The sequence below is a fragment of the Rhodopseudomonas palustris genome (assembly GCF_034479375.1).
GTDB classification, from domain to species: Bacteria; Pseudomonadota; Alphaproteobacteria; order Rhizobiales; family Xanthobacteraceae; genus Rhodopseudomonas; species Rhodopseudomonas palustris_M.
This window is the reverse complement of sequence record NZ_CP140155.1, coordinates 2,418,484-2,441,828: the sequence shown is the minus strand read 5'-3', so window position 1 is coordinate 2,441,828 and position 23,345 is coordinate 2,418,484. Positions and strand designations below refer to the sequence as shown.

General features: G+C 66.7%; 22 protein-coding genes. 10 read left to right on the top strand and 12 right to left on the bottom strand.

Translation table 11 applies throughout. The features are described from left to right. Nucleotides 1-400 precede the first annotated feature (400 nt). Nucleotides 401-2,611, top strand: a complete 2,211-nt coding sequence (gene purL / locus SR870_RS11050; RefSeq protein WP_322518005.1) for a phosphoribosylformylglycinamidine synthase subunit PurL — start codon at nt 401-403, stop codon at nt 2,609-2,611. Nucleotides 2,612-3,196: 585 nt separating this feature from the next. On the opposite strand, the gene SR870_RS11045 is transcribed toward purL, so the two are convergent. After that, nucleotides 3,197-3,841 (bottom strand): TetR/AcrR family transcriptional regulator, encoded by a 645-nt coding sequence (locus SR870_RS11045; protein ID WP_322518004.1) that lies wholly within the window; start codon nt 3,839-3,841, stop codon nt 3,197-3,199. A 311-nt stretch (nt 3,842-4,152) separates the two neighbouring features. On the opposite strand from SR870_RS11045, the gene SR870_RS11040 reads away from it, so the two are divergent. Next, the gene (locus SR870_RS11040) at nt 4,153-5,382 is read left to right on the top strand and encodes an ABC transporter substrate-binding protein (RefSeq protein ID WP_322518003.1); all 1,230 of its coding nucleotides are present in this window, start codon (nt 4,153-4,155) and stop codon (nt 5,380-5,382) included. A gap of 270 nt (nt 5,383-5,652) precedes the next feature. After that, entirely contained in the window at nt 5,653-6,891 is a 1,239-nt protein-coding gene (locus SR870_RS11035; protein ID WP_322518002.1) for a cytochrome P450, read from the top strand. A 323-nt stretch (nt 6,892-7,214) separates the two neighbouring features. Here the strand turns inward: SR870_RS11035 and SR870_RS11030 are convergent, their stop codons facing one another. Continuing rightward, the gene (locus SR870_RS11030) at nt 7,215-8,405 is read right to left on the bottom strand and encodes an acyltransferase (protein ID WP_322518001.1); all 1,191 of its coding nucleotides are present in this window, start codon (nt 8,403-8,405) and stop codon (nt 7,215-7,217) included. A gap of 89 nt (nt 8,406-8,494) precedes the next feature. After that, nucleotides 8,495-8,857 carry a DUF427 domain-containing protein gene (locus SR870_RS11025; protein WP_322518000.1) on the bottom strand — a complete coding sequence of 121 codons (363 nt, stop codon included), beginning with the start codon at nt 8,855-8,857 and terminating at the stop codon, nt 8,495-8,497. 185 nt (nt 8,858-9,042) lie between these two features. Here SR870_RS11025 and SR870_RS11020 point away from each other — a divergent pair, with 185 nt between their 5' ends. The 3 genes from SR870_RS11020 (at nt 9,043) to SR870_RS11010 (ending at nt 11,316) form a co-directional block, all read left to right on the top strand. Next, nucleotides 9,043-9,279, top strand: coding sequence for a BolA family transcriptional regulator (locus tag SR870_RS11020; RefSeq protein ID WP_322517999.1), 237 nt, complete (start codon nt 9,043-9,045; stop codon nt 9,277-9,279). A gap of 22 nt (nt 9,280-9,301) precedes the next feature. Then, entirely contained in the window at nt 9,302-10,492 is a 1,191-nt protein-coding gene (locus tag SR870_RS11015) for a low temperature requirement protein A (RefSeq protein WP_322517998.1), read from the top strand. A 92-nt stretch (nt 10,493-10,584) separates the two neighbouring features. Beyond that, nucleotides 10,585-11,316: a hypothetical protein gene (locus tag SR870_RS11010; protein WP_322517997.1), complete on the top strand. Its 732-nt coding sequence runs from the start codon at nt 10,585-10,587 to the stop codon at nt 11,314-11,316. 182 nt (nt 11,317-11,498) lie between these two features. On the opposite strand, the gene egtD is transcribed toward SR870_RS11010, so the two are convergent. After that, entirely contained in the window at nt 11,499-12,470 is a 972-nt protein-coding gene (gene egtD / locus SR870_RS11005; protein WP_322517996.1) for an L-histidine N(alpha)-methyltransferase, read from the bottom strand. A 43-nt stretch (nt 12,471-12,513) separates the two neighbouring features. After that, complete coding sequence (gene egtB / locus SR870_RS11000) at nt 12,514-13,752, bottom strand: ergothioneine biosynthesis protein EgtB (protein WP_322517995.1); 1,239 nt, start codon at nt 13,750-13,752, stop codon at nt 12,514-12,516. A gap of 300 nt (nt 13,753-14,052) precedes the next feature. On the opposite strand from egtB, the gene grxD reads away from it, so the two are divergent. From grxD to SR870_RS10980, 4 genes are all read left to right on the top strand, one after another. Beyond that, nucleotides 14,053-14,379 carry a Grx4 family monothiol glutaredoxin gene (gene grxD, locus SR870_RS10995; RefSeq protein ID WP_322517994.1) on the top strand — a complete coding sequence of 109 codons (327 nt, stop codon included), beginning with the start codon at nt 14,053-14,055 and terminating at the stop codon, nt 14,377-14,379. Next, a complete protein-coding gene (locus SR870_RS10990) occupies nt 14,376-14,918 on the top strand; it encodes an O-acetyl-ADP-ribose deacetylase (protein ID WP_322518250.1) in 543 nt (180 codons plus the stop codon). Before grxD ends, SR870_RS10990 begins: the two co-directional genes overlap by 4 nt. Before the next feature lie 48 nt (nt 14,919-14,966). Further along, nucleotides 14,967-16,262 (top strand): serine hydrolase domain-containing protein, encoded by a 1,296-nt coding sequence (locus SR870_RS10985; protein WP_322517993.1) that lies wholly within the window; start codon nt 14,967-14,969, stop codon nt 16,260-16,262. A 177-nt stretch (nt 16,263-16,439) separates the two neighbouring features. Then, on the top strand, nt 16,440-16,736 hold the full coding sequence (locus SR870_RS10980; protein WP_322517992.1) for a hypothetical protein: 297 nt from the start codon (nt 16,440-16,442) through the stop codon (nt 16,734-16,736). An 83-nt stretch (nt 16,737-16,819) separates the two neighbouring features. Here the strand turns inward: SR870_RS10980 and SR870_RS10975 are convergent, their stop codons facing one another. The 7 genes from SR870_RS10975 to SR870_RS10945 form a co-directional block, all read right to left on the bottom strand. Beyond that, a complete protein-coding gene (locus tag SR870_RS10975; protein WP_322517991.1) occupies nt 16,820-17,887 on the bottom strand; it encodes a threonine aldolase family protein in 1,068 nt (355 codons plus the stop codon). A 425-nt stretch (nt 17,888-18,312) separates the two neighbouring features. Further along, nucleotides 18,313-18,930, bottom strand: coding sequence for a 30S ribosomal protein S4 (gene rpsD / locus SR870_RS10970; RefSeq protein ID WP_322517990.1), 618 nt, complete (start codon nt 18,928-18,930; stop codon nt 18,313-18,315). A 214-nt stretch (nt 18,931-19,144) separates the two neighbouring features. Next, a complete protein-coding gene (locus SR870_RS10965) occupies nt 19,145-19,927 on the bottom strand; it encodes an acyltransferase (protein ID WP_322517989.1) in 783 nt (260 codons plus the stop codon). 3 nt (nt 19,928-19,930) lie between these two features. After that, nucleotides 19,931-20,317, bottom strand: a complete 387-nt coding sequence (locus tag SR870_RS10960) for a cupin domain-containing protein (RefSeq protein ID WP_322517988.1) — start codon at nt 20,315-20,317, stop codon at nt 19,931-19,933. A 54-nt stretch (nt 20,318-20,371) separates the two neighbouring features. Beyond that, nucleotides 20,372-21,154: a glutamate racemase gene (gene murI, locus SR870_RS10955; protein ID WP_416221161.1), complete on the bottom strand. Its 783-nt coding sequence runs from the start codon at nt 21,152-21,154 to the stop codon at nt 20,372-20,374. Nucleotides 21,155-21,368: 214 nt separating this feature from the next. Beyond that, complete coding sequence (gene purB / locus SR870_RS10950; RefSeq protein WP_322517986.1) at nt 21,369-22,676, bottom strand: adenylosuccinate lyase; 1,308 nt, start codon at nt 22,674-22,676, stop codon at nt 21,369-21,371. Nucleotides 22,677-22,753: 77 nt separating this feature from the next. Then, the gene (locus SR870_RS10945; RefSeq protein WP_322517985.1) at nt 22,754-23,329 is read right to left on the bottom strand and encodes a hypothetical protein; all 576 of its coding nucleotides are present in this window, start codon (nt 23,327-23,329) and stop codon (nt 22,754-22,756) included. Nucleotides 23,330-23,345: the final 16 nt, after the last annotated feature.

The window sequence follows — 23,345 nt, the reverse complement described above, 5'->3', positions numbered from 1 at the left end:
GGCATGGCGCCGGCCGCTCGCGGCATCCCTGCCAGCCCCGCTAGTGTGGCCGACCTCAATGCCACGCCCCTCGTCCCATCCTTCTCCCCGCGCAGAGCGGGGAGAAGGAGCAGGTCGCGGCTTGGGCGGCTCGGTGCCCCCATCGTCGCCACCATCGTCATGGCCGGGCTCGTCCCGGCCATCCACGTTTTCAGGCATGGAGCTCGTGGCCGTGGATGGCCGGGTCAAGCCCGGCCATGACGGTGAGAGGCAAAATCGCTGCCGGATCAGACGTTTCGTCTGGCGAACAGGCCTGTTGTCCACCCACAGCCGCGCAGAAAACCCTTTCCCCCTTGGGCCGATCTTTCTACATAACAGCCAGCCGCGCCGGCCCCTCCGGCGCGCCGAGGAATGCTGCCCTATGTCCGCTCCCGAGCCGAAGATCACCCCGGAACTGATTGCCAGCCATGGCCTCAAGCCGGACGAATATCAGCGGATTCTCGACCTGATCGGGCGCGAGCCGAGTTTCACCGAGCTCGGCATCTTCTCGGCGATGTGGAACGAGCATTGCTCGTACAAATCCTCCCGAATCCATCTCAAGGGGCTGCCCACCAAGGCGCCGTGGGTGCTGCAGGGGCCGGGCGAGAACGCCGGCGTGATCGACATCGGCGACAACCAGGCCGTGGTCTTCAAGATGGAGAGCCACAACCACCCGAGCTATATCGAGCCGTATCAGGGCGCCACCACCGGCGTCGGCGGCATCCTGCGCGACGTCTTCACCATGGGGGCGCGGCCGATCGCCTGCCTTAATGCTCTGTCGTTCGGCGCGCCGGAACACCCCAAGACGCGGCACCTCGTCGGCGGCGTCGTCGCCGGCGTCGGCGGCTACGGCAATTCGTTCGGCGTGCCCACGGTCGGCGGCCAGACCCGGTTCCACACCCGCTATGACGGCAACATCCTGGTCAACGCGATGGCGGTCGGCCTTGCGGATTCCGACAAGATCTTCCTCGCGGCCGCCTCGGGCGTCGGCATGCCGATCGTCTATCTCGGCTCGAAAACGGGCCGCGACGGCATGGGCGGCGCCACCATGGCGTCGGCCGAGTTCGACGAGGGCTCCGAGGAAAAGCGCCCGACCGTGCAGGTCGGCGACCCCTTCGCCGAGAAGCTGCTGCTCGAAGCCTGTCTGGAGATCATGGCCAAGGATTGCGTGATCGCGATCCAGGACATGGGCGCTGCCGGGCTGACCTGTTCGGCGGTGGAGATGGGCGCCAAGGGCGACCTCGGCGTCGATCTCGATCTCGACGCGGTGCCGACCCGCGAGACCGGCATGACCGCCTACGAGATGATGCTCTCGGAAAGCCAGGAGCGCATGCTCATGGTGCTGAAGCCGGAGAAGGAAAAGGAAGCCGAAGAGATCTTCAGGAAGTGGGGCCTCGACTTCGCGATCGTCGGCTATACCACGCCGACCAAGCGTTTCGTCGTCAAGCACGGCGGCGAAGTGAAAGCCGATCTGCCGATCAAGGAGCTCGGCGACGAGGCGCCGCTGTACGACCGGCCGCACGTGCCGTCGCCGAAACTGCCGGTGATCCACGCTCGCGAGGTCAACGCGCCGATGCCGGTGCCCGACGCGCTGGAAAAGCTGCTGGCGACGCCGGATCTGTGCAGCAAGCGCTGGGTCTGGGAGCAGTACGATCACGTCATCGGCGGCAACACGCTGCAACGCCCGGGCGGCGACGCCGCGGTGGTGCGCGTCGAGGACGGCCCGAAGGGCCTCGCACTCACCGTCGACGTCACGCCGCGTTATTGCGAGGCCGATCCTTACGAGGGCGGCAAGCAGGCGGTGGCCGAAGCCTATCGGAATATCACCGCGGTCGGCGGCAAGCCGCTGGCGATCACCGACAACCTCAATTTCGGCAATCCGGAGCGGCCCGAGATCATGGGCCAGCTGGTTGGCTGCCTGAAGGGCATCGCCGAGGCCTGCATCGCGCTGGATTCGCCGATCGTGTCCGGCAACGTCTCGCTCTACAACGAAACCTCCGGCCGCGGCATCCTGCCGACGCCATCGATCGGCGGCGTCGGCCTGCTCGACGATTTCACCAAATCGGCGACGCTCGCCTTCAAGGCCGAAGGCGAGGCGATCCTGCTGATCGGCGAGACCCATGGCTGGCTCGGCCAATCCGTGTACTTGCGCGACGTCTGCGGCCGCGAAGAGGGCGCGCCGCCGCCGGTCGATCTCGCCTGCGAGAAGCGCCACGGCGACGTCGTCCGCGGCATGATCCACGCCGGCACCGCGACCGCGGTGCACGACCTGTCCGACGGCGGGTTGCTGGTCGCGCTCGCCGAAATGGCGATCAGCGGCGGCATCGGCGCTTCGCTCGACGCGCCGCCGGACGCCACCGTCGCGCATGCCTGGTGGTTTGGTGAGGACCAGGCCCGCTATCTCGTCACCGTGAAGGAAGACGATCTGCTGACGGTGCTGTCGAAGCTGAAGAGCGTCGGCGTCCCCTGCACTCAGATCGGCACCACTGGCGGGCACACGCTGAAGATCGAAGGCGAACGCGCCGTCGACCTCAAGGCGCTGCGCCATGCGCACGAGCACTGGCTGCCGGACTACATGGCGGGGAAGGCGTAAGTCAGTTCAGGTCTCCACTTCGTCATTGCGAGGAGCGCAGCGACGAAGCAATCCAGAAGCCGACTGCTCGGCGCTTCTGGATTGCTTCGCTGCGCTCGCAATGACGAGATTCTTCAGGGACGCCATTTCGGGGCGCTCGCGCAGCGAGCCTCGCAGCCTGCTCCAACGTCGTCATCCTGAGGCGCGAGCGCAGCGAGCCTCGAAGGATGCGCAGACGCGTCGCAGCGCCGGCGATCGCGGCCCATCCTTCGAGGCGCGCAACAGCGCGCACCTCAGGATGACGCAGAGTGCGTCGGTCGCTCCGCCCGCACCACCTCTCGTTCGTCATTCCGGGGCGCGAGCGTAGCTCGCGAACCCGGAATCTCGGCCACGCATCCCAACCTCTCCATCGTCATTCCGGGATGCGCGCTGTTGCGCGCAGGCCCGGAATCCATAGTCCCTGGCCTTGCGGCAAGGCACGACGTGGCCGATGCCGCGCGCAAGTAACAAGCCTCGGGGGGTATGGATTCCGGGTTCGCGCCCCAAGAGGGGCGCGCCCCGGAATGACGAACGAGAGTGTGCGCGCGGCTGAGCGCGCGCACGTTGTTACTTCCCGCCTGCGCCTTCACGTTTCCCGCCCGTCCCCGCGCGCTTCCAGCTCGTCAGCACCGCGTCGATGACCATGCCGATCATCGGTTCGGTCTTGGTCCAGTCCATCGTTCGCGTCGCGTGGGGAAACCAGATCATGCCGTGGACCGCGGCCAGCAGGCAGTCCACCGCGGCTTTGCAACCGATGTCGGGCGTCGCGTGCTCCTGCAGAAACGCACCGACGGCGCGCTCGAACACCGCATAAGCGCGCTCGACGACCGCCGAACGGCCGAACGCGACGCCGTCGCCGCTGCGCACGATCTGCATCGACGGCGCCAGCGCGAACAGCGTCTCGAAATGGTCGAAGTGATCGAGCCAATAGCGCATCGCGCCGAGCAGCAGCTTTCGCACGCGCGTCTCGGTGTCGGGCTCGGCCTCGGCGATCCGCTCCAGCTCGATCGTCGCTTCGAGCATGTCCTGCTCGCGGATCGCGAACAGCAGATCGCGTTGATCCGAGAAGTACTGATAGATCGTGCCCGGCGAGTAGCCGGCCGCCGCCGCGACGGCGCGCAGCGAGTAACCTTCGGAATTCTTGGTCGCGAGCAGCCTTCGGCCGGCCGCGACGAACGCCGCGCGGACCTGGGCCTTGGCCTCGGGGGACATGGCGCGGCTGCGGACTGATCTGCGGCCGGCGGGCGGGGGCGTCTTTCTGAGCATGCGCGATCCTAGCGTTTCGGCCCGACGAAATCTCGCCTTCAAGTGAAACGCACTTGCATAATTGAACGCGTTTAATTATCGTTTGCCCAAGTCCGAAAACGGACAGATGCGCTCAGCATCGACATCAGGGAGGCTCGTTCGATGGTGCTCACCTTCGATTTTGCCCGGCGACATGGCTGTCGTCGGGACGCGCGCTCGCGCGCTCGATCAATCGCGGCCTCTGCTCACGCGAGCGTGTTCATGGGAGGGCCCCAGCGATGAGCCGCAAGCCGACACGCCGCGAATTCAGCGTCACCGCGCTCGCCACCGCACTGACCGCGACCCTGCCGGCGCCGTTCGTATGGGCCGCCAACAAGACCTACGATCCGGGGGCGAGCGACACCGAAATCAAGCTCGGCCAGACCGTGCCGCATTCCGGGCCCGGCTCGCTCTACGGCGTGCTCGGCCGCGTCGGCGAGGCGTATTTCCAGATGCTCAACGAGAAGGGCGGCATCAACGGACGCAAGATCAAGTTCCTGAGCGTCGACGATTCCTACAGCGCGCCGAAATGCGTCGAGGCGACGCGGCGGCTGGTGGAGCAGGAGGAGGTGCTGGCGCTGTTCGGTTCGCTCGGCACCGCGCCGCAGACCGCCGTGCACAAGTATCTCAATTCCAAAGGCGTGCCGCAATTGCTGCTGAACAGTGGCGCGTCGAAATGGAACGACCCGAAGAAGTTCAAATGGACCATGGCGGGGCTGCCGCTGTACCCGACCGAGGCGCGGATTCTCGCCAGGCACGTCCTGAAGACCAGGCCGAATGCGAAGATCGGCATCCTCTATCAGAACGACGATTTCGGCCGCGATTTTCTCGGCCCGTTCAAGAAGGTGCTGCAGGAGGCGGGCGGCACCGCGCAGGTGATCATGGAGCAGAGCTACGACCTCACCGAGCCGACGGTGGATTCGCAGCTGATCAATCTGTCCAAATCAGGCGCCGACGTGTTCTTCAACGTCTCGACCGGCAAGGCGGCGTCGCAGTCGATCCGCAAGGTCGCCGAGCTCGGCTGGAAGCCACTGCACCTGCTGTTTTCGAGTTCGACCGGACGCTCGATCCTGAGCGCCGCGGGCCTCGCCAACGCGACCGGCATCGTCGCCGTGCGCTACGCCAAGGAGGTCGGCGGACCGCTGTGGGCGAACGACCCGGACGTGCTGGCGTTCGAGGATCTGCGCAAGACATATCTGCCCAACGTCGATCCCGGCAACACCATCGCCTTTGCCGGCTACGGCCAGGCCGTGACGATGGCGGAAGTGCTGCGCCGCTGCGGCGACGACCTCCGCCGCGCGAATGTGTTGAAGCAGGCGATCGGGCTCGCGGGCTTCCGGCCGCCGTATTTTCTCGAAGGCATCAGTCACAGCTTTTCGGCGGACGACTACACGCCGATGAAGACGCTGTTCATCTCGCAATTCAACGGCAAGGACTGGGACGTCTCCGACAAGCCGGTCGCCGAGTAACGGGCCGTCGCGTTCACGCGCGAGCACCGCGCTGCATTGGACGAACCTTGGAGCCTATCAGGAAATGCAATTCTGAAAATCAGGCACTTTCGTTTCCACGCGTCATGGCCGGCCTTGTGCCGGACATCCACGCCTTCTGACGGAAATGCAGGAAAGGCGTGGATGGCCGGGACAAGCCCGGCCATGACGAAGTTTGTGAGCAAACTAAGCGATATGCGAAATGGCTGCGAACTCGATTCAGATTTCAGTTAGGCATGGAAGGAGACGGCGATGAGCGCTGCGGCGATTGCGATGACCGAATTCCCGACGGCATCGGCCGGCATCCTGCCCGGCGACGGTCCGTTCTGGGAACGGCTGCCGCCGCGCGATGCGCGCGCGATGCGGCTGCCGGACGGCCTCTTGCTGCAGGATCAGGAGGATGTCCGCACTGCCTTCCGCGACAAGCGCCTCGTCAATCTCGCATTGGCGATGCTGCGATCCGACCCGACGGTCGATCCGGCCTTCATCGAGCGCCGCACCAAGCAGTTGCTCAGCATGGAGGGGCCCGATCATCTGCGGCTGCGCCAATTGACCATGACGGCGATGTCGCCCCGCGCCGTCGAAGGCTATCGCATGCGGATGCGCACGATCATGGAAAATCTCGTCACCCCGGTGCTGCAGCAGGGCCGATGCGAAGCGGTCGAGTCGCTGTTGCGGCCGTATCCGATCCCGGTGGTCTGTGCGCTGATGGGCATCCCCGATCAGGATATCGATTTCTTCTCGCGGGTCTCCGCCGACTGGGTCGCGTTCATGCATCTGGGCACGGGCGCCGCGGCCGTGTCCTATGCGGCGCATCTCGACATGGACGCTTATCTTCTTCCGGTGATCGAAAGACGCGAGACGCGGCTCGGCGACGATATGCTCAGCCATCTGCTGCGCGCCGAAGAGGACGGCGACCGGCTGTCGCGACACGAAATCGTCAACATGATCGGCGGCTTCCTCGCCGCCGGCACCGACACGACGCGCTATGTGCTGGGCAGCGGGCTGTATCTGTTCGCGCAAAACCCCGACCAGTGGCAGAAGCTGCGCGAGCGCCCGGAGCTGGTCGGCCGCGCGGTCGACGAGGTGCTGCGTTGTGCGCCGGCGGGGGGCTTCATTTCGCGCTACGCGTCGACGGATGTCGACATCAACGGTCTCGCCATCCCGAAGGGAACGTCGCTCGCTCTGTCGCTGCTGGCGCTGAACTACGATCCGAACATCTTCGAAGAGCCACAGCGCTTCGACATCGAACGCCCAATGGTGCGGGCGCCGCATCTGACCTTCGGCTTCGGTCCGCACACCTGCCTCGGCCTGCATCTGGCGAAGGCCGAACTCGAGGAGGCGCTGCTGGTGCTGTCGCGCGCCTTCGTCACGCTCGAACTCGACGGGCCCTGCGAATGGCGGCCGCCGCACGGCCTACAGGGCCCGACCTCGCTGCCGATCGCGTTTACGGCTGCGGCCAATGTCGCCGGGGCGCGTGAAGTCGCCTGAGAGGGAAATTCGTCCTTGCGAGGAGCACCCGGGCGCTTCGCGACGTCCGAGTACAGGCTCCGCGACGAAGCAATCCAGCGGCTCAGTGCCCGGCGCCTCTGGATTGTTTCGCTTCGCTCGCAATGACGTGGATTGGACGCTTCCGCCGTCATTCCGGGATGCGCGCTGTTGCGCGCAGGCCCGGAATCCATAGTCCCTGGACTGGCGGTGGCGCACGGCGTGGGGCTGTCCTGCTTGAGTAACAACTCCCAGGGATTATGGATTCCGGGTTCGCGCTGCGCGCGCCCCGGAATGACGTTGAGAGGTGGTGCTTTCGCGAATAATCACAGCACCCGATACGCCCCCGGTATCTTCCGCAGCCCCGCGGTCGTCGCCCAGCTCAGCAGCAGCCCCAGCGTGAACACGATCGCGGCCTTGGCGATCGCCGGGAGGTCGACGTTGAACAGCGCGTATTGCAGCCACAGCATCCAGGCGTAGTGCACCAGGAAGATGCCGTAGGCGTCGTGCTGCAGCGGGTCGAGGATGCTCCAGCCGGCGCGCTTGAAGCGCAGGAAGTAGGCCAGGATCGCGAAGATCACGGTGACGCTGAAGGCCGTGAAGGCGAGGCCGTAGCCGGCCTCGTACCACGCCGGCAGATCCGGCGGATTGTCGAGAATGCCGCGCTTGATGCCGATGAAGCCCCACATCGCCGCATAGGGAACGAGCGCGAGCAGCGCCCAGATATGCCATTGCTGCGCCAGTCTGCCGCCGGCGCTGAGCACGCCGCGCTCCGGATGACATGCGCCGATTCCGGCGCCGATGAAGAAATACGCGGCATAGAGCAGCACGCGGCTGGCCTGCACCGAGAACGGCCCGAATTCGAACCACTGGTTCGGTCCGAAATACACTCGCGCCGGTACGTAGAGCACGGCGGTGATCGCGAACACTGCGACGATGTAGAGCCCCGGCCGCGCGAAGCCGAGCGCGGCGAGACGATTGAGCGGATCGAGCGTCCGCCGCGAAATTCGGTAGGCGGTGCCGCCGACCACGCTGAAGATCAGCAGCACCCACAGAAACCACAGCGGCCCGCTCGGCCACGGCCCGACCGTGATCATGTTCCACCAGAATTCGGTGAAGCGCGTGTCGGGGTTCTGCTGCAGCGCCAGCGCGTAGTAGGCGATCGGAATCACCGTGACGGCGGCGATCGCGAAAGGAATCCCGAGCCGGATCAGCCGGTCGCGCGCGAACGTCCCCATCTTCGGCCGGTGGTCGAGGCTCGGCCACAGGAACAGCCCCGACAGCATGAAGAACATCGCCATGAAGAAGCTGTCGGTGGCGAGCACGACGCAGTCGAATCCGATCCAGGACTTTTCGTCGGTGTGGCCGAAATGGGTGTAGGGGATCACCGAATGGTGAATCAGCACCAGGATGGTGAGGAAGGTCCGCGCACGATCCAGCGACAGGTCGCGCACATGCGCCGTACTCGCGGCTGCGGGCGCGGCGAGGGCACCGGCCGTCGGATAGGTTGTCGTCACATCGTCTCTCCGTCGATCCGCGGCGGGACAATGTCCGCGAAATGCCGGTCCGGCAAGTTTGAAGACTTACGAGGGGAAAGGCCCGCTTGTTACGCCGGTAATTCCTCGATCTTGACCTTGTCCGGATAGAACGCGAGGTAGCCGGCGATCTCCACCATCGCCGGAAACGGCGCCTCGTAGCTCCAGATCGCATTCGCCAGGGTCCGGCCGCCGGCTTCGATGCTGAAATAGCTGGCGTCGCCCTTGTAGGGGCAATGGGTGCTGCGGTCGGTCGCGGCGAGCAGCGTCATCTCGGCGTCGGCGCGCGGAATATAGTGCACCGGCGGATAGTTCGATTCCTGCAGGGTCAGCGCGCGCGTGGTGTCGGCGATCACCGTGTCGCCGGCGGTGACGCGCACCCGCTTCGGATTCGGCGTGATCGTGATCGGATGGTCGGGGCCGGGGATCTTCATGGATGGTCCTCGCGATAGGCGGTCGGCCGCGGCCCTGGAACAGCCGCGGGAGCCGAGCGGCGCTGGGCTAGATGTGCCCAGACTGCGGGCTTTGAAAGGGGCGCGCGGCAATATAGTATTGCACAAATCGACGACGGTCTGCGGCCGCGACCGGCCGGACCGGATCAAATTCTGGAGGACACGGAATGCCGATGGATGCCCGCGACATCGAGGCCATGATCAAGGCCGCGATTCCCGACGCGGAGGTGACGATTCGCGACCTCGCCGGCGACGGCGACCATTACGCGGCGACGGTGGTGTCCGAATCGTTCCGCGGTAAGTCGCGGGTGCAGCAACACCAGATCGTCTACGCCTCGCTGCAGGGGCAGATGGGCGGCGTCCTGCACGCGCTCGCGCTGCAGACCGGGGTGCCGGAAGCCTGACGGTGCGGCGAGGCGCCGCGCGGTGACGACGGAGGCATCGAACGCCGCCAATCTGCTCCGCGTGCGAAGACCGCACGAACACAGCCGCGTCACCTATGTCGAATTGTTCTTCGACCTGGTGTTCGTGTTCGCCGTCACCCAGGTGTCGCATTTCCTGCTGGGGCATTTCACGCCGGTCGGCGCGCTGCAGGCGCTGATCCTGATGTCGGCGATCTGGTGGGTGTGGGTCTACACTTCCTGGATCACCAACTGGCTCGATCCCGAACTCACCCGCGTCCGATTGATGCTGTTCGCGCTGATGAGCGCCGGGTTGCTGCTGTCGACCTCGATCCCGCGCGCCTTCGAGAGCCGCGGCCTCGCTTTCGCGCTGGCCTTCGTGGCGATGCAGGTCGGACGCAGTGCTTTCGCCTTTCTCTCGACGCCGAAAGCCGAGCCGCTACGGATCAATTTCTTCCGGATCACGAGCTGGCTGTGCGTCAGCGGGCTGTTCTGGATCGCTGGCGGCCTGCTCGACGGATATGCGCGGATCGCGCTGTGGATGATCGCGCTGGCGATCGAATATGCCGGGCCCGTGGCGGGCTTCTACGTGCCGTGGATCGGCGCCTCGACGACGCGGGACTGGAGCGTCGAGGGCGGCCACATGGCCGAGCGTTGCGCGCTGTTCATAATCATCGCGCTCGGCGAATCGATCGTGGTGACGGGCGCCACCTTCGCCGGCCTCGAATGGACCGCGACGACCTTCACCGCCTTCGCCTCGACGCTGATCGGGGCGATCGCGATGTGGTGGATCTATTTCCACATCGGCGTGCATCTCGGCGCGGACCGGATCTCGCACTCGAACGATCCCGGCCGGCTGGCGCGGCTGGCCTACACCTACATCCATCTGCCGATCGTCGCCGGCATCGTCGTCACCGCGGTCAGCGACGAGCAGGTGCTGGCGCATCCCAGCGGCCACGCCGACATCAAGGTGACGATCACCACGGTCGGCGGCCCAATGCTGTTCCTGATCGGGGTGCTGCTGTTCAAGCGCGCGGTGCGCGGCCATCTGCAGCCGTCGCACATGGCCGGCATCGCCGCGCTACTGGCGCTGATCCCGTTCGCGCCGCTGGTCCCGCCGCTGGCGCTGTCGATGGCGACCACCGCCATCCTGCTCGCGGTCGGCTATTGGGAAGCCGTCTCGCTCGGCGCCGCCGCGCGCTCGCCGGTGGAATAGGCCATCGTGCAGCCCTCCTGCGCGGGCCTTCAGCCTTAACCGAAGCTTTACGACGGCGCGGCACCGTTCGGGCTGGACCGGGGGCGACGAATTTGTCGAAGTGGCGGGAGGAAAAGGCGAAGGCTAACGCGCAGGCGCTTGCGCGGCTGACCAAGCGTTTGCCGCTCGCCTTTCCGCAGGCCGTGCTGGTGCGCGCGAAAAGCTGCGCCTACGCGCCGGCAACTCTGCGCGTCGCGATCGACGGCTATTGGCGCGCGCATCCGCTGCGCGCCGATAGGCTGGCGCGGACTCTTGCGGCTCGCAGCGGTGCGCCCGAGGGATGGCGATGGCAGGTCGGTGATCCGGAGGCCGGGCTGCCGGCGACGTTCCGCACGCCGCCTGCGCCGTATCGCGAAACGGCGTTCGCGAAGGGACCGGGCTTCTGCTGCGTCTGCGGCCAGCCGGTCTATCGCTTCGGCTGGCACGCCGATCTGTGGAACGCCGGCGCGAACAGGAATGCGACGTGGCACAGCGCCTGCGTCACGGCGTGGCAATTCTGGAACGCGCCGAGCGGCCAGACCAAGCTCCTGCGCCGGCTGCAGGGCCGGCGCTGCCGCGAAACCAACCGGCGGCTGCTGAAGACCGCCGAGGTCGATCACCGCGTGCCGCTGTTTCAGGTCTGGCGCCAGCACCGCGATGCGCCATGGCCGGCGCTGCTCGGCTATTGGGGACTACCGAACCTTCAGGTGATCAACCGCGAGGTCCACGTCGAGAAATGCGCGGTGGAAGCGAAGGGCCGACGCGTGGTGCGGGTCGTGGCGGCCGAGCTCGAGACGACGAGCTAACGTCTTCGTGAGATACCCGTCGCGCCCGTTGGCCGATGATAGTCACAAACTATCAACGTCGTCATGGCCGGGCTTGTCCCGGCCATCCACGTCTTGGTGCTGCAGGTGCCGTAATATGTGATGCCCGGCACAAGGCCGGGCATCACGGAGTCAAGGGTTGGCGGTTGATTGAAAGGCTGAAATCAGCCCTCCGCCTCCAGCGCGTGCACCGAGAACAATCCGTCCGCGTCGGTCCAGCTTTGCTTCAGCGTCCAACCCGAGTCCTGCGCCAGCGCGCGGAAACGCGCGAGGCTGTATTTGTAGCTGTTCTCGGTGTGGATGGTTTCGCCGGCGCGGAACGCGATCGGCTCGCCGAGAATGCGCACGGTCTGGTCGCGCAGGCTGACCAGATGCATCTCGATCCGGTGCAGATCGCGGTTGTAGATCGCGCGATGCGCGAACGCCGGCAGTTCGACGTCGCCGTCGAGCTCGCGGTTGATCCGCTCCAGCACGTTGAGATTGAACTTCGCGGTGACGCCGGCGGCATCGTCATAGGCCGGCACCAAGAGCCGCTCGTCCTTCTCCAGATCGACGCCGATGATCAGCCGCGCCCCGTCGCCGAGAATGTCGCGGGCGCTGTTCAGAAAGTGCGCGGCGTCCTGCGGTTCGAAATTGCCGAGCGTCGAGCCCGGGAAGAAACCGACCTTGGGCAGATCGCGCACCGCCTCGGGCAGCGCGAACGGCTCGGTGAAGTCGGCCGCGACCGGATACACCGCGAGGTCGGGGAAGTCGCGGCGCAGCTCCGCGGCCTGCGCGGTGATGAAGTCGCCGGAAATATCGACCGGCACGTAGGCGGCGACCTCGTGGGCCGCGAGCAGCAGGCGGATCTTGGTGGTGGCGCCGGCACCGAATTCGACGATCGCGGCGTTCGGCGGAATCAGCGCGGCGATCTCGCCGGCGCGGTCGCGCAGGATGCCGAGCTCGGTGCGGGTCGGGTAGTATTCCGGCAGCTTGGTGATTTCGACGAACAGCTCGGAGCCGGCGTCGTCGTAGAAGTATTTCGGCGACAGCGATTTCTGCGGCTGCGACAGGCCGTCCAGCACGTCGGCCGCGAAAGTCTGCGTCTGCGGATCGAGCTGGTGCGCTCGCGCGTGCACGGCGACGTGCATATTCATGGGCGGTCTCCCGGATGCGCGCGCGGCGCAGTTATTTGGATAGTCAGACGTCGTAGTCGGCGAGCCGGAGTCCGGTGAACTGCCAGCGGTGGTACGGATAGAAGAAGTTGCGATAAGTGATACGGCTGTGACCGGCCGGCGTTACGCAGGACGAGCCGCGCAGCACCAGTTGATTGACCATGAACTTGCCGTTGTATTCGCCGAGCGCGCCTTCGATGGCGCGATAGCCCGGGTAGGGCGCGTAGGCGCTGCGGGTCCACTGCCAGACCAGCCCGAAGGCGTCGTTGAGCTGGCCGGCGCGGGCCGCGACTTCCCATTCCATCTCGGTCGGCAGATGCTTGCCGGCCCAGCGCGCATAGGCGTCGGCCTCGTAATAGCTGATGTGGCAGACCGGCGCGTCGGGATCGATCGGCTGCAGGCCGCCGAGCGTCATGATGGTCCACTCGCCGTCGATCTGGCGCCAGTGGCCCGGCGCTTCCCAGCCCTCGCGTTCGGCCGCGGCGAAGCCGTCCATCAGCCACAGCGTCGCGCTGCGATAGCCGCCGTCGGCCATGAACTGCAGCCATTCGCCATTGGTGACGAGATGGCGCGACAGCTTCACCGGCCCGACCAGCGCGCGATGGACCGGCTTCTCGTTGTCGAAATGGAAGCTGTCGCCGGCGTGGCCGATCGCATGGATGCCTTCGGGCAGATCGACCCAGCCGTCGCCGCTGCGGTCGGCGGCGGAGAGCTTCCAGGCCGGATCGTACGCCGGCGGAATCGGATTCTGCGCGAAGGCGTGCAGAATGTCTGTCAGCAGCAATTCCTGATGCTGCTGTTCGTGGTTCAGCCCGACCTCGACCAGCGGCGCCAGCGTCGCCGCGTCGGCCTCGGCGAACAGCGCCAGCATCGCTTCGTCGACAGCGCGCCGATAGGCGGTGACGTCGTCGGCGCCCGGCCTCGTCAGCAGCCCGCGCGCCGCCCGGGTGTGCCGCGGGCCGGCGGAGACGTAATAGGAATTGAACAGATAAGCGTAGTCGGGGTGGAAGACCTGGTAGCCGGGCTTGTGTGGTCCGAGCAGGAACTGCTCGAAAAACCATGTCGTATGCGCGCGGTGCCATTTCGCCGGGCTGGCGTCCGGCATCGACTGCACCACCTGATCTTCAGGGCCGAGCGGAGCCGCGCGGCGCTCGGTCTCGTCGCGGACGGCGCGGTAGGCCTCGGCGAGGCCGCCGGCCGGAGCGGGGGCCGTCAAGTCGGAAGAAGGGGAAGAAACGACCACAGAAGCTGCGGCAGAGGACATGTTCGGCACGAGCGACTCCGGTTTGAAGCAAAACGCCGCTGTCCGGCAGCGGTTCCATGCTCCCGGACATAGGCGTTCGTTTCATGGATGTAAGGCCGCGACCGTACAATCCGCGCCGCGGCGCCGGCGCGGCAGCCGGGCGAAATGCCGCGCCAAAGAACGCCGATTCTTGAGCCAAATCAGAACCTCAGCCGGCATGTCGGGCATTTTACTTGGGCTGCAACGCGTTTTCGGGATACATATATCCCCACTCGACCCGGCCGCTGGTGGTCAGCCGGCCGCGCCGCAAAAGGATCCGTCATGAGCATCGAGCAATTCATCGACAATGAAGTGAAGGCCAACGACGTCGTGCTGTTCATGAAGGGCACGCCGCAGTTTCCGCAGTGCGGCTTCTCGGGTCAGGTGGTGCAGATCCTCGATCACATCGGCGTCGCCTATAAGGGCCACAACGTGCTGGAATCGGCCGAGCTGCGCGACGGCATCAAGCAGTTCTCGAACTGGCCGACGATTCCGCAGCTCTACGTGAAGGGCGAGTTCGTCGGCGGTTGCGATATCATCCGCGAGATGTTCCAGGCCGGCGAACTGCAGAAGCTGTTCACCGACAAGGGCATCAAGGCCGCCGCCTGAGCACCTTCGCACGCCGGATCGGCGCGGCGACCCTGGAGGTCGTCGTCGCCGACATCACCACGCTTTCGCTCGATGCGATCGTCAACGCCGCCAATGGCTCGCTGCTCGGCGGCGGCGGAGTGGACGGCGCGATTCACCGCGCAGCGGGGCCGCAATTGCTGGCCGCATGCCGCAAGCTCGACGGCTGTTCCACCGGCGATGCCAAGATCACGCGCGGCTACGACCTTCCCGCACGGCATGTGATCCATGCCGTCGGCCCGATCTGGCGCGATGGCGATTCCGGCGAGGACGAAGCGCTCGCCTCCTGCTATCGCCGCGCGCTCGAGCTGTGCCAGCAACACGGCCTCGCCTCGGTTGCGTTTTCGGCGATCTCCACCGGCATTTACGGCTTTCCCCCTGAGCGCGCCGCGCCGATCGCGGTCGCCGCCTGCATCGACGCGCTGCCCGGCGCGCCGTCGGTGACCAAGGTGCTGTTCTGCTGCTTCTCCGCGCCGAGCGCCGCCTTGCACCGCGCGGCGCTGACTGGGGCCCTTGATTAGCTGCGCGCGAACGTTACCATCCGTCCCGGTAGCAACCGGGAGGAACCGATGATCTTGCATCGTGCCGCGCGAACGCTGTTTGCTGGAGCGCTGGTCGCGTTCGCCGCCGGACAGGCGTCGGGCCCGGCGGCCGCGGAAGGAACCTTCGACCCGCCGCCCGGCGCGCAATTCTCGCAGGCCAAGCTCGCGCACATCGACGCGTTCTTCGACAAGATCATCGCCGAGGGCAAGATCCCCGGCGCGGTGGTGTATATCGAGCAGCGCGGCAAGCCGGTGTATCAGAAGTATTTTGGCGTGCACGACGTCGCGACGAAAGCGCCGATGACCGACGACACCATCTTCCGGCTGGCCTCGCTGACCAAGCCGTTCACCGCCTTCGCGGTGATGATGCTGGTCGACGACGGCAAGCTGAAGCTCGACGACCCGGTGTCGAAGTACATTCCGGCCTTCGCCGAGACCAAGGTCGGCGTCGAGAAGACGCGCGACAACGGCGAGAAGTATCTCGATTTCGAGACGCTGAAGCGGCCGATCAAAATCAGCGACCTGCTGCTGCACACGTCGGGCATCACCTACGGCTTCTACGGCGACAATCTGGTGCGCAAGGCGATCGCCGCCGCCAAGATCTACGACGGCGACCCCAGCAACGCCGAATTCGCCGACCGCATCGCCAAAGTGCCGCTGCAGGAGCAGCCCGGCACGCTGTGGGACTACGGCAATTCCTACGAGGTGCTCGGCCGCGTCATCGAAGTGGCGTCGGGCAAGCCGTTCTACGAGTATCAGAAAGAGAAGCTGTTCGATCCGCTCGGGATGAAGGACACGCGTTACTATCTGGCGGAGGACGGGCAGAAAGCGCGGATGGCGCAGCCGATGCCCAACGACGCCGATTTCCGCGTCGGCCGCCCGAGCCGGCCGGACATCGTCAAGAAATGGGAATCCGGCGGTGGCGGTCTGACCTCGACGCCGAACGACGTGATCCGGTTCGTGCGGATGCTGCTGCACAAGGGCGAACTCGACGGCAAGCGCTATCTCAGCGAAGCGGCCTTCAAGGAGATGACCACCGATCATATCGGTCCGAATTCCGGCATCGCGCGCGATCACTTCTATTTCCCCGGCGACGGCTTCGGTTACGGCTACGGCCTTGCCGTCCGCACCGACCCCGGCAACGCCAAGCCGCCGCCGCCCGGCTCCATTGGCGAACTGAAATGGGACGGCGCCTCGGGCTGTTATTTCGTGGTCGACCCGAAGCAGGAGATGTTCTTCGTGCTGATGGAGCAGACCCCGTCGCAGCGCCAGCCGGTCCAGCGCGAACTCAAGAAGCTGGTTTACGAGGCGCTGGTCGACTGAGCGCGCCTTCGGCGGCTGATCGAGCCTCGCTGCGGTCCACGCAGCGACGTCGAGAGTGCACTGCACGCGCCACGGCAGTTTGCGTTTCGGCCGATCGCGATGAACCGAATGTCCGGTTGGGAATTGACCCTGCGACAATTTGGGCCCACCGTCCCGGCCCCAATGGAAAGGATTCTCATGAGCTACACCCAACCCGGTCGCAAGAGCCTGGTGTCGCGCGTTCTCGCGGCAGCGATTCTCACCAGCATTTATTGCTTCAGCCTGGTCGGCGCCACGGCGCTGATCACGGGTGCATCCACGACGGAGGCATCCGCGCAGCGCGGCGATCGTGGCGATCGCGGTCGGGGCCGTGGTCGCGGTCGCGGTTATGACCGTGGCCGTGGTCGCGGGCGTGGCGATCGTGGTCGCGTTCGCGGCGGCGGCCGTCCGGGCGCCTGTGTCGTCAACGCTGCCGGCGTTCGCATCTGCCTGTGACGTTGCTCACACGCCGCTCTCGGGGCGCGTGTGAAAAACGAAGTATCAACGCGCGCCGCTCACCGAGCGGCGCGCGTTGCGTTTTAGGCCCCGCGCAGAATCTCCCGCACCAGCGCGACCGTCTCGTCGATCATCGCGCGGCCGACATCGAGATGCGTGCAGGCGCGGATCCGGCCGTCCATCATCGCCAGCAGCACGCCGCGCTGCCGCAGCTTGGCCACCATCGCGTTGCCGGCCACACCGGCGCCGTCGGGGCGGAAAAACACCAGATTGGTCTGCGGCTCCTGCACCTCGACGCCGGCGATCTGCGCCAGCGCCGCGGCCAGCGCCCGCGCATTGGCGTGATCCTCCGCCAGGCGCTCGACGTGATGATCGAGTGCGTAGCTGCAGGCGGCCGCGATGATTCCGGACTGCCGCATCGAGCCGCCGAGCCGCTGCTTCCAGCGCCACACTTCGTCGATGAAGGCGCGTGAGCCGGCGAGCGAAGCGCCGACCGGCGCGCCGAGGCCCTTGCTGAAATCGATCCACACCGAGTCCCAGCCGGCGGTCATGTCCTTCGCCGCGATGCCGGTTGCGACCACCGCGTTCATCAGCCGCGCGCCGTCCATATGGGTGGCGAGGCCGGCCGCCTTGCCAGCCGCGGCGACGGCGTCGAGCGTGGCCTGGGGCCAGATCGTGCCGCCGCCGATATTGGCGGTCTGCTCGACGCTGACCATGGTCTGCGGCGGCTCGTAGCGCGAGCGCGGATGCAATGCCGCGCGGAACGCGGCCAGCGAGAACTGCCCGCCGTCGCCGTCGAGCGGCGTGATCTGGAAGCCGCCGAGCGCCGCATGGGCGCCGCCCTCACGCGACAGGATATGCGCGGTGCGATGCGCGACGATCTCGTCGCCGGGCCGGCAGGTCGCCAGCGTTGCGGTGACGTTGCACATCGTGCCGGACGGCAGGAACACCGCGGCTTCCTTGCCGAGCAGGGCGGCGACGCGCTCGTTCAGCGCATTGACGGTCGGGTCGTCGCCGGTCTGTTCGTCGCCGACCGCGGCGCGCGCCATCGCCTCCCGCATCGCCGGCGTCGGCCGGGTCTGGGTGTCGGACAGCAGATTGATGTGCACCGGAGGTGCCTGCGGATCGGGGCGGGGAGGGATGTAGGACATGGCTGGAGGCTAACACGGCGGCGGCGAAGCGGGGAATGGCCGGGATCTCGCAGATGATAATCGATCACGTGCCCCGGACGCTGCACAGCGCGCCGCGCTCACCTCTCCCCGCGCGCGGCCGGGCTACAGCAGGAACTCGACGGTTTCACCGGAGCTCTCTTCACCCTCCCCTGGAGGGGGAGGGTCGGCGGGTAGCGCGCGTAGCGCGGTGCCCGTCGGGGTGGGGTGAGCCGCGGGCACGGCGGATGAACTCTTCGCCACCCCACCCCGCTCGCTGCGCGAGCGACCCTCCCCCTCCAGGGGAGGGTGATCCTCGCAGCGGCCGCGAACAAGAATCCGCCAAACAAAAAGGCCCCGGCGAACCGGGGCCTCGATGCATCGGACTGAGCAGCAATCAGTACGAAGAAAGCAGTCTCGCGCAGCGATCAGCGCGAATAGAATTCGACGATCAGATGCGGCTCCATCTGAACCGCGAAGGGCACGTCGGACAAAGCCGGGATGCGCCCGAACTTGGCGGTCATCTTGCCGTGGTCGACCTCGATGTAGTCCGGCACGTCGCGCTCGGCGAGCTGGCTGGCTTCGAGCACGAAGGCGAGCTGCTTCGAGGCTTCCTTGACCTCGATCAGGTCGCCGACCCGAACCTTGTAGCTCGAGATGTTGACGCGCTTGCCGTTGACCTTGACGTGGCCGTGATTGATGAACTGGCGCGCCGCGAACATCGTCGAGACGAATTTGGCGCGGTACACCACGGTGTCGAGCCGGCGCTCCAAGAGGCCGATCAGGTTCTCGCCCGAATCGCCCTTGAGGCGGGTCGCCTCGACATAGATCGAATGGAACTGGCGCTCGGAAATATTGGCGTAATAGCCCTTGAGCTTCTGCTTGGCGCGGAGCTGCACGCCGAAGTCGGAGAGCTTGCCCTTGCGGCGCTGGCCGTGCTGGCCGGGGCCGTATTCGCGGCGGTTGACCGGGCTCTTCGGGCGGCCCCAGATGTTCTGGCCCATCCGGCGGTCGATTTTATACTTGGCTTCACTGCGCTTTGTCATCGCGTCCTCGGTTGATCATGGATGAGGAGACGCGCCCTCCTGTGCGGCCGGAAAATTCCCGCCGCCGACAGGCCCGGCCCCAAAGCTCGAGAGGGGTGGACCACGGGTCGCGAAACACAACGCGGGCCGAAAGGCCCGCGCTGTTGGCCGCTTTCTAGGGAGAAACCGGGGGGATGTCAATTCGGCCGGGGGCTGGAAAGGCCGCCTTCGGCGCCTATCCCCGCACCACCCGGACCGGCGGCTTGGCCGCCTGGGTGCCGTGCATCGCCTGCAATTCGCCGGCGATGGCGGTGTTCAGCACCTGTTCGAGCCGGGTCATGAACCGGGCGATCGGGGCGGCGTCGATCAGGCGGTGGTCGAATCGGATCACCATGTCGAGGCCGCCGTCGTCGTCGAGCCGGCCGAAGCTCAGCATGTAGGGGCCGGGGCTGATCGGGTAGAGGTCGCCGGCGGCGATCGCCGACACCGAGGACAGCCCGAAGCTGCCGAAATAATTGGCCCGCTGCCGGGCCAGCGACAGCCCGCCCCACCAGATGAACCGCCGCAGCGGCAACGGCAGCGCGCAGATCCGCATCAGCTTGCGGAACATCGGCACCTGGTCGACCGGCGCGGATTGCGCCTCGCGGATCAGGCCATCGACGCAGGCCAGCGACAATTCGTCGGGCGCGACCAGTTTTTGCGCCAGAACGCTGTCCTCGCCGTTGATCTGCCGCGCGATCGCGATCACCGCGACGCTGCGCGGCAGCTCGTAGAAATGCGGCCACGGGAAATCCATCACCAGCGTGCGCAGCACCGGCTGCTCCCGCGCCACCAGCGCGAACGCCTTGGCGATGATCGCGGCGAAGCCCGGCGGCGAGGTCAGCCGCGCGCGCGCCTGGGCCATCGGCCGCAGATCCAGCCGGCGCTGATAGGTGATCAGCGGCACGCCTTGGGAGGCCCACATCAGGTCGGCGACCAGCCGCCGACCCAGCGGTATGCGTCGAATGGTTCCGCGCACGGGCTATGGCGCCGGCGTCGCGAGCGGCTTGGTCTTGTCGACCACCCAGACCGCCATCACCTTGGCGCCCTTGTCGCCGTGGACCCTGGCATCGTGCACGACGCCCGCGGGGATCGCATAGGAATCGCCGGCCTTGAGGTGTTTGTCGGCCTGGCCGTCGATGCTCATCACAGCTTCACCTTCCAGCAGATACCCGGTCTCGATCCCGGGGTGGGTGTGGCGGCCAATGCTGCCGCCCGGCGGAAGTTCCGCAAGACCGCTGATCGTGACGAAACCGTCGGGGAACTCGACCTTTTGCAGCGGCGTCCGCTTGATTCCGCCCGGCTGCTGGGCGAAAGCGGCGCCGGCGAGCGCGACGAAAGCAAGAGCGATCACGGTTCTTGTAGTCATTGCGGCTCCTCCCTGCCTGCGAAACTAGCAGCATGGGCGCACGGCGGAAAGCATTCAGGCTGAAATGTGGCCGCCAAAATACGGCGAAATGGTCGCGGCGATGCGGTGCGGCCGTCCGGACGTGAATACCATCTGGACCCGGGGATCGTCGCCATGGCCGGAACCCGGGCCGAGCAGCGTGGCCACCCGCCGGGCGATCGCCGGCGCCGGGTCGATCCAGTCCACCGGCCACGGCGCCAGCCGCACCAGCCGGTCGAGCAGCAGCGGATAATGCGTGCAGGCGAGCACGATGCTGTCGGTGCGGCCGCCGTCGCCGGCGACGAAGCAGGGCGCGATCTCGGCCCGGATCGCCTCGTCCGGCACGTCCGCGCCGCCGAGCGCGGCTTCGGCCAGCGCGGCCAGATGCACCGAGCCGACCAGATTGACGTCGCAGCCGCCGGCGAAATCGCGGATCAGCGCGCGGGTATATTCCAGCCGCACCGTGCCGCTGGTGCCGAGCACCGACACCCGCTTGGTCTTCGACGCCGCGCAGGCCGGCTTGATCGCCGGCACGGTGCCGACGAACGGCACCCCATAGCGCGCCCGCAGCGGCGCCAGCGTCATGGTCGAGGCGGTGTTGCAGGCGATCACCACGAGGTCCGGCGCGTGCGCGGCGATCAATTCGCCGATCAGCGGCACGACGCGGCCGATCACCGCCTCCTCGCTGCGCTGGCCGTAAGGAAAGAACGCGTCGTCGCCGACATAGACGTAGCGCGCATCCGGCCGCACCTTCACGACCTCGCGCAGCACCGTCAGCCCGCCGAGGCCGGAATCGAAAACCAGAATGTTCGGATGCATGCCCACGACGCGAGCCTAGTCCAGCTTGGTTAGTTTTCGGTAGCTGCGCAACGGGATGGCTGCGCCCCGCAGTTCTCGCCCTTTGCTCGTCATTCCGGGGCGCTCGCGCTAGCGAGCGAACCCGGAAAATCCCGAGGTTGTTGGGACGGGGCGATGAACAGCTCGGGATTCCGGGTTCGCGCTGCGCGCGCCCCGGAATGACGAGCAGAGATACTCAGCTCTCCCCGAACACCCGCCGGAAGATCGTGTCGACGTGCTTGAGGTGATAGCCGAGGTCGAACTGCTCTTCGATCTCGGCATCCGACATGTACTTCTTCATGTCCGGGTCGGCTTTCAGCAGCGTCAGGAAGTCGCCTTCGCCGCGCCACACCGGCATCGCGTTGCGCTGCACCAGCTTGTAGCTCTCCTCGCGCGAGCAGCCCTTCTGGGTCAGCGCGGTCAGCAGCCGCTGCGAATGGATCAGCCCGCCGAGGCGGTCGAGATTCTTCGCCATGTTGTCGGGATACACCACCAGCTTCTCGATCACGCCGGCCAGGCGATTGAGCGCGAAGTCGAGCGTCACGGTGGAGTCCGGCGCGATCATGCGCTCGGCGGAGGAGTGCGAGATGTCGCGCTCGTGCCACAGCACGACGTTCTCCATCGCCGGCATCGCATAGGCGCGCACCATCCGGGCGAGGCCGGTCAGGTTCTCGGTCAGCACCGGGTTGCGCTTGTGCGGCATCGAGGACGAGCCCTTCTGGCCCTCGGAGAAGTACTCCTCGGCCTCGAGCACCTCGGTGCGCTGCAGATGCCGCAGCTCGGTGGCGAGCCGCTCCACCGACGACGCGATCACGCCGAGCGTGGCGAAGTACATCGCGTGGCGGTCGCGCGGAATCACCTGGGTCGACACCGGCTCGACCGCAAGGCCCATGGCTTTGGCGACGTGTTCTTCGACCCGCGGATCGATATGCGCGAAGGTGCCGACCGAGCCCGAGATCGCGCAGGTCGCGACTTCTTTTCGCGCGGCGACGAGGCGGTCGCGGGCGCGGGAGAATTCAGCGTAGGCATAGGCCATCTTCAGGCCGAACGTCACCGGCTCGGCATGGATGCCGTGCGAGCGGCCGATCGACGGCGTCATCTTGTGTTCGAACGCGCGCGCCTTCAGCGCCGCCAGCACGCGGTCGAGATCGGCCAGCAGGATGTCGGAGGCGCGCACCAGTTGCACGTTGAAGCAGGTGTCGAGCACGTCCGACGAGGTCATGCCCTGATGCACGAAGCGCGACAAGGGACCGACGAATTCGGCCAGATGCGTCAGGAACGCGATGACGTCGTGCTTGACCTCGCGCTCGATCTCGTCGATCCGCGCCACGTCGAACGCCGCGTCCTTGCCCTTGGCCCAGATCGTCTCCGCGGCTTCCTTCGGGATCACGCCGAGCGCGGCCTGCGCGTCGGAGGCGTGCGCCTCGATCTCGAACCAGATCTTGAAGCGGGTGAGCGGCTCCCAGATGGCAGCCATTTCCGGACGGGTGTAGCGCGGGATCATCACAGACTCTTCGTGTTGGGGGATTACGCCGCGCTTTAGCAGACGGGGGGCGGGGAGGCCACCGAATTGCCGCGCGTTCAGCGGCGCCCGTGCGCGCCGGCGGCGCCGCGGGCCGCCTCCAGGGCGCCGCGCGCCGCCGCGACGTCGGGCAGGAAGCGGAAGCCGTAGCGCCCGGTGAAGTCGGTGTCGGGCGATGCCGTGGAGGCGCGGGAGGCGAAGCTGAGATGGCCGCCGCGGCCGCGGATGTCGAGCACTTCGAGCTGGTTCATCGCGCCGAAATCGGTGGCCACCGCGCGGTCCCGGCCGAGCCCGGCGCGCAGGATCAGCGCGCGGCGGTCGGTGACGACATAGAGCGTATGCAGGTGGTGCAGCAGGACGACGAACGGCCCCAGCACCAGCGCGACTCCGAGCAGCAGCGGCAAGCCGATCCAGTCGCCGAGCCAGCCGCGCGACAGCCCGAGCAGCGCCAGCGCCAGCCACGGCACGCCGATCCACCACAGCGCCCGCACCATCATCATCGCCGCATAGGCATCGGGCTGCGCCTGCCACAGCACGCGCTCGCCGGGCTGCAGCGCGGCATCGAGCGCGCGCCGCAACGGCGCTTCGAACAGCGTGGAGCGGAACGCGTCGGGGATCGTCGTTTCAGAAGCCATGCCGGTAAGTCATGCG

What these genes read in the sequence shown, in the direction of transcription:
- purL (WP_322518005.1), top strand. Translation starts at nt 401, where the DNA reads ATGTCCGCTCCCGAGCCGAAGATCACCCCGGAACTGATTGCCAGCCAT.
- SR870_RS11045 (WP_322518004.1), bottom strand. Translation starts at nt 3,841, where the DNA reads ATGTCCCCCGAGGCCAAGGCCCAGGTCCGCGCGGCGTTCGTCGCGGCC.
- SR870_RS11040 (WP_322518003.1), top strand. Translation starts at nt 4,153, where the DNA reads ATGAGCCGCAAGCCGACACGCCGCGAATTCAGCGTCACCGCGCTCGCC.
- SR870_RS11035 (WP_322518002.1), top strand. Translation starts at nt 5,653, where the DNA reads ATGAGCGCTGCGGCGATTGCGATGACCGAATTCCCGACGGCATCGGCC.
- SR870_RS11025 (WP_322518000.1), bottom strand. Translation starts at nt 8,857, where the DNA reads ATGAAGATCCCCGGCCCCGACCATCCGATCACGATCACGCCGAATCCG.
- SR870_RS11020 (WP_322517999.1), top strand. Translation starts at nt 9,043, where the DNA reads ATGCCGATGGATGCCCGCGACATCGAGGCCATGATCAAGGCCGCGATT.
- egtD (WP_322517996.1), bottom strand. Translation starts at nt 12,470, where the DNA reads ATGAATATGCACGTCGCCGTGCACGCGCGAGCGCACCAGCTCGATCCG.
- egtB (WP_322517995.1), bottom strand. Translation starts at nt 13,752, where the DNA reads ATGTCCTCTGCCGCAGCTTCTGTGGTCGTTTCTTCCCCTTCTTCCGAC.
- grxD (WP_322517994.1), top strand. Translation starts at nt 14,053, where the DNA reads ATGAGCATCGAGCAATTCATCGACAATGAAGTGAAGGCCAACGACGTC.
- SR870_RS10985 (WP_322517993.1), top strand. Translation starts at nt 14,967, where the DNA reads ATGATCTTGCATCGTGCCGCGCGAACGCTGTTTGCTGGAGCGCTGGTC.
- SR870_RS10980 (WP_322517992.1), top strand. Translation starts at nt 16,440, where the DNA reads ATGAGCTACACCCAACCCGGTCGCAAGAGCCTGGTGTCGCGCGTTCTC.
- SR870_RS10975 (WP_322517991.1), bottom strand. Translation starts at nt 17,887, where the DNA reads ATGTCCTACATCCCTCCCCGCCCCGATCCGCAGGCACCTCCGGTGCAC.
- rpsD (WP_322517990.1), bottom strand. Translation starts at nt 18,930, where the DNA reads ATGACAAAGCGCAGTGAAGCCAAGTATAAAATCGACCGCCGGATGGGC.
- SR870_RS10960 (WP_322517988.1), bottom strand. Translation starts at nt 20,317, where the DNA reads ATGACTACAAGAACCGTGATCGCTCTTGCTTTCGTCGCGCTCGCCGGC.
- murI (WP_416221161.1), bottom strand. Translation starts at nt 21,154, where the DNA reads ATGCATCCGAACATTCTGGTTTTCGATTCCGGCCTCGGCGGGCTGACG.
- purB (WP_322517986.1), bottom strand. Translation starts at nt 22,676, where the DNA reads ATGATCCCGCGCTACACCCGTCCGGAAATGGCTGCCATCTGGGAGCCG.
- SR870_RS10945 (WP_322517985.1), bottom strand. Translation starts at nt 23,329, where the DNA reads ATGGCTTCTGAAACGACGATCCCCGACGCGTTCCGCTCCACGCTGTTC.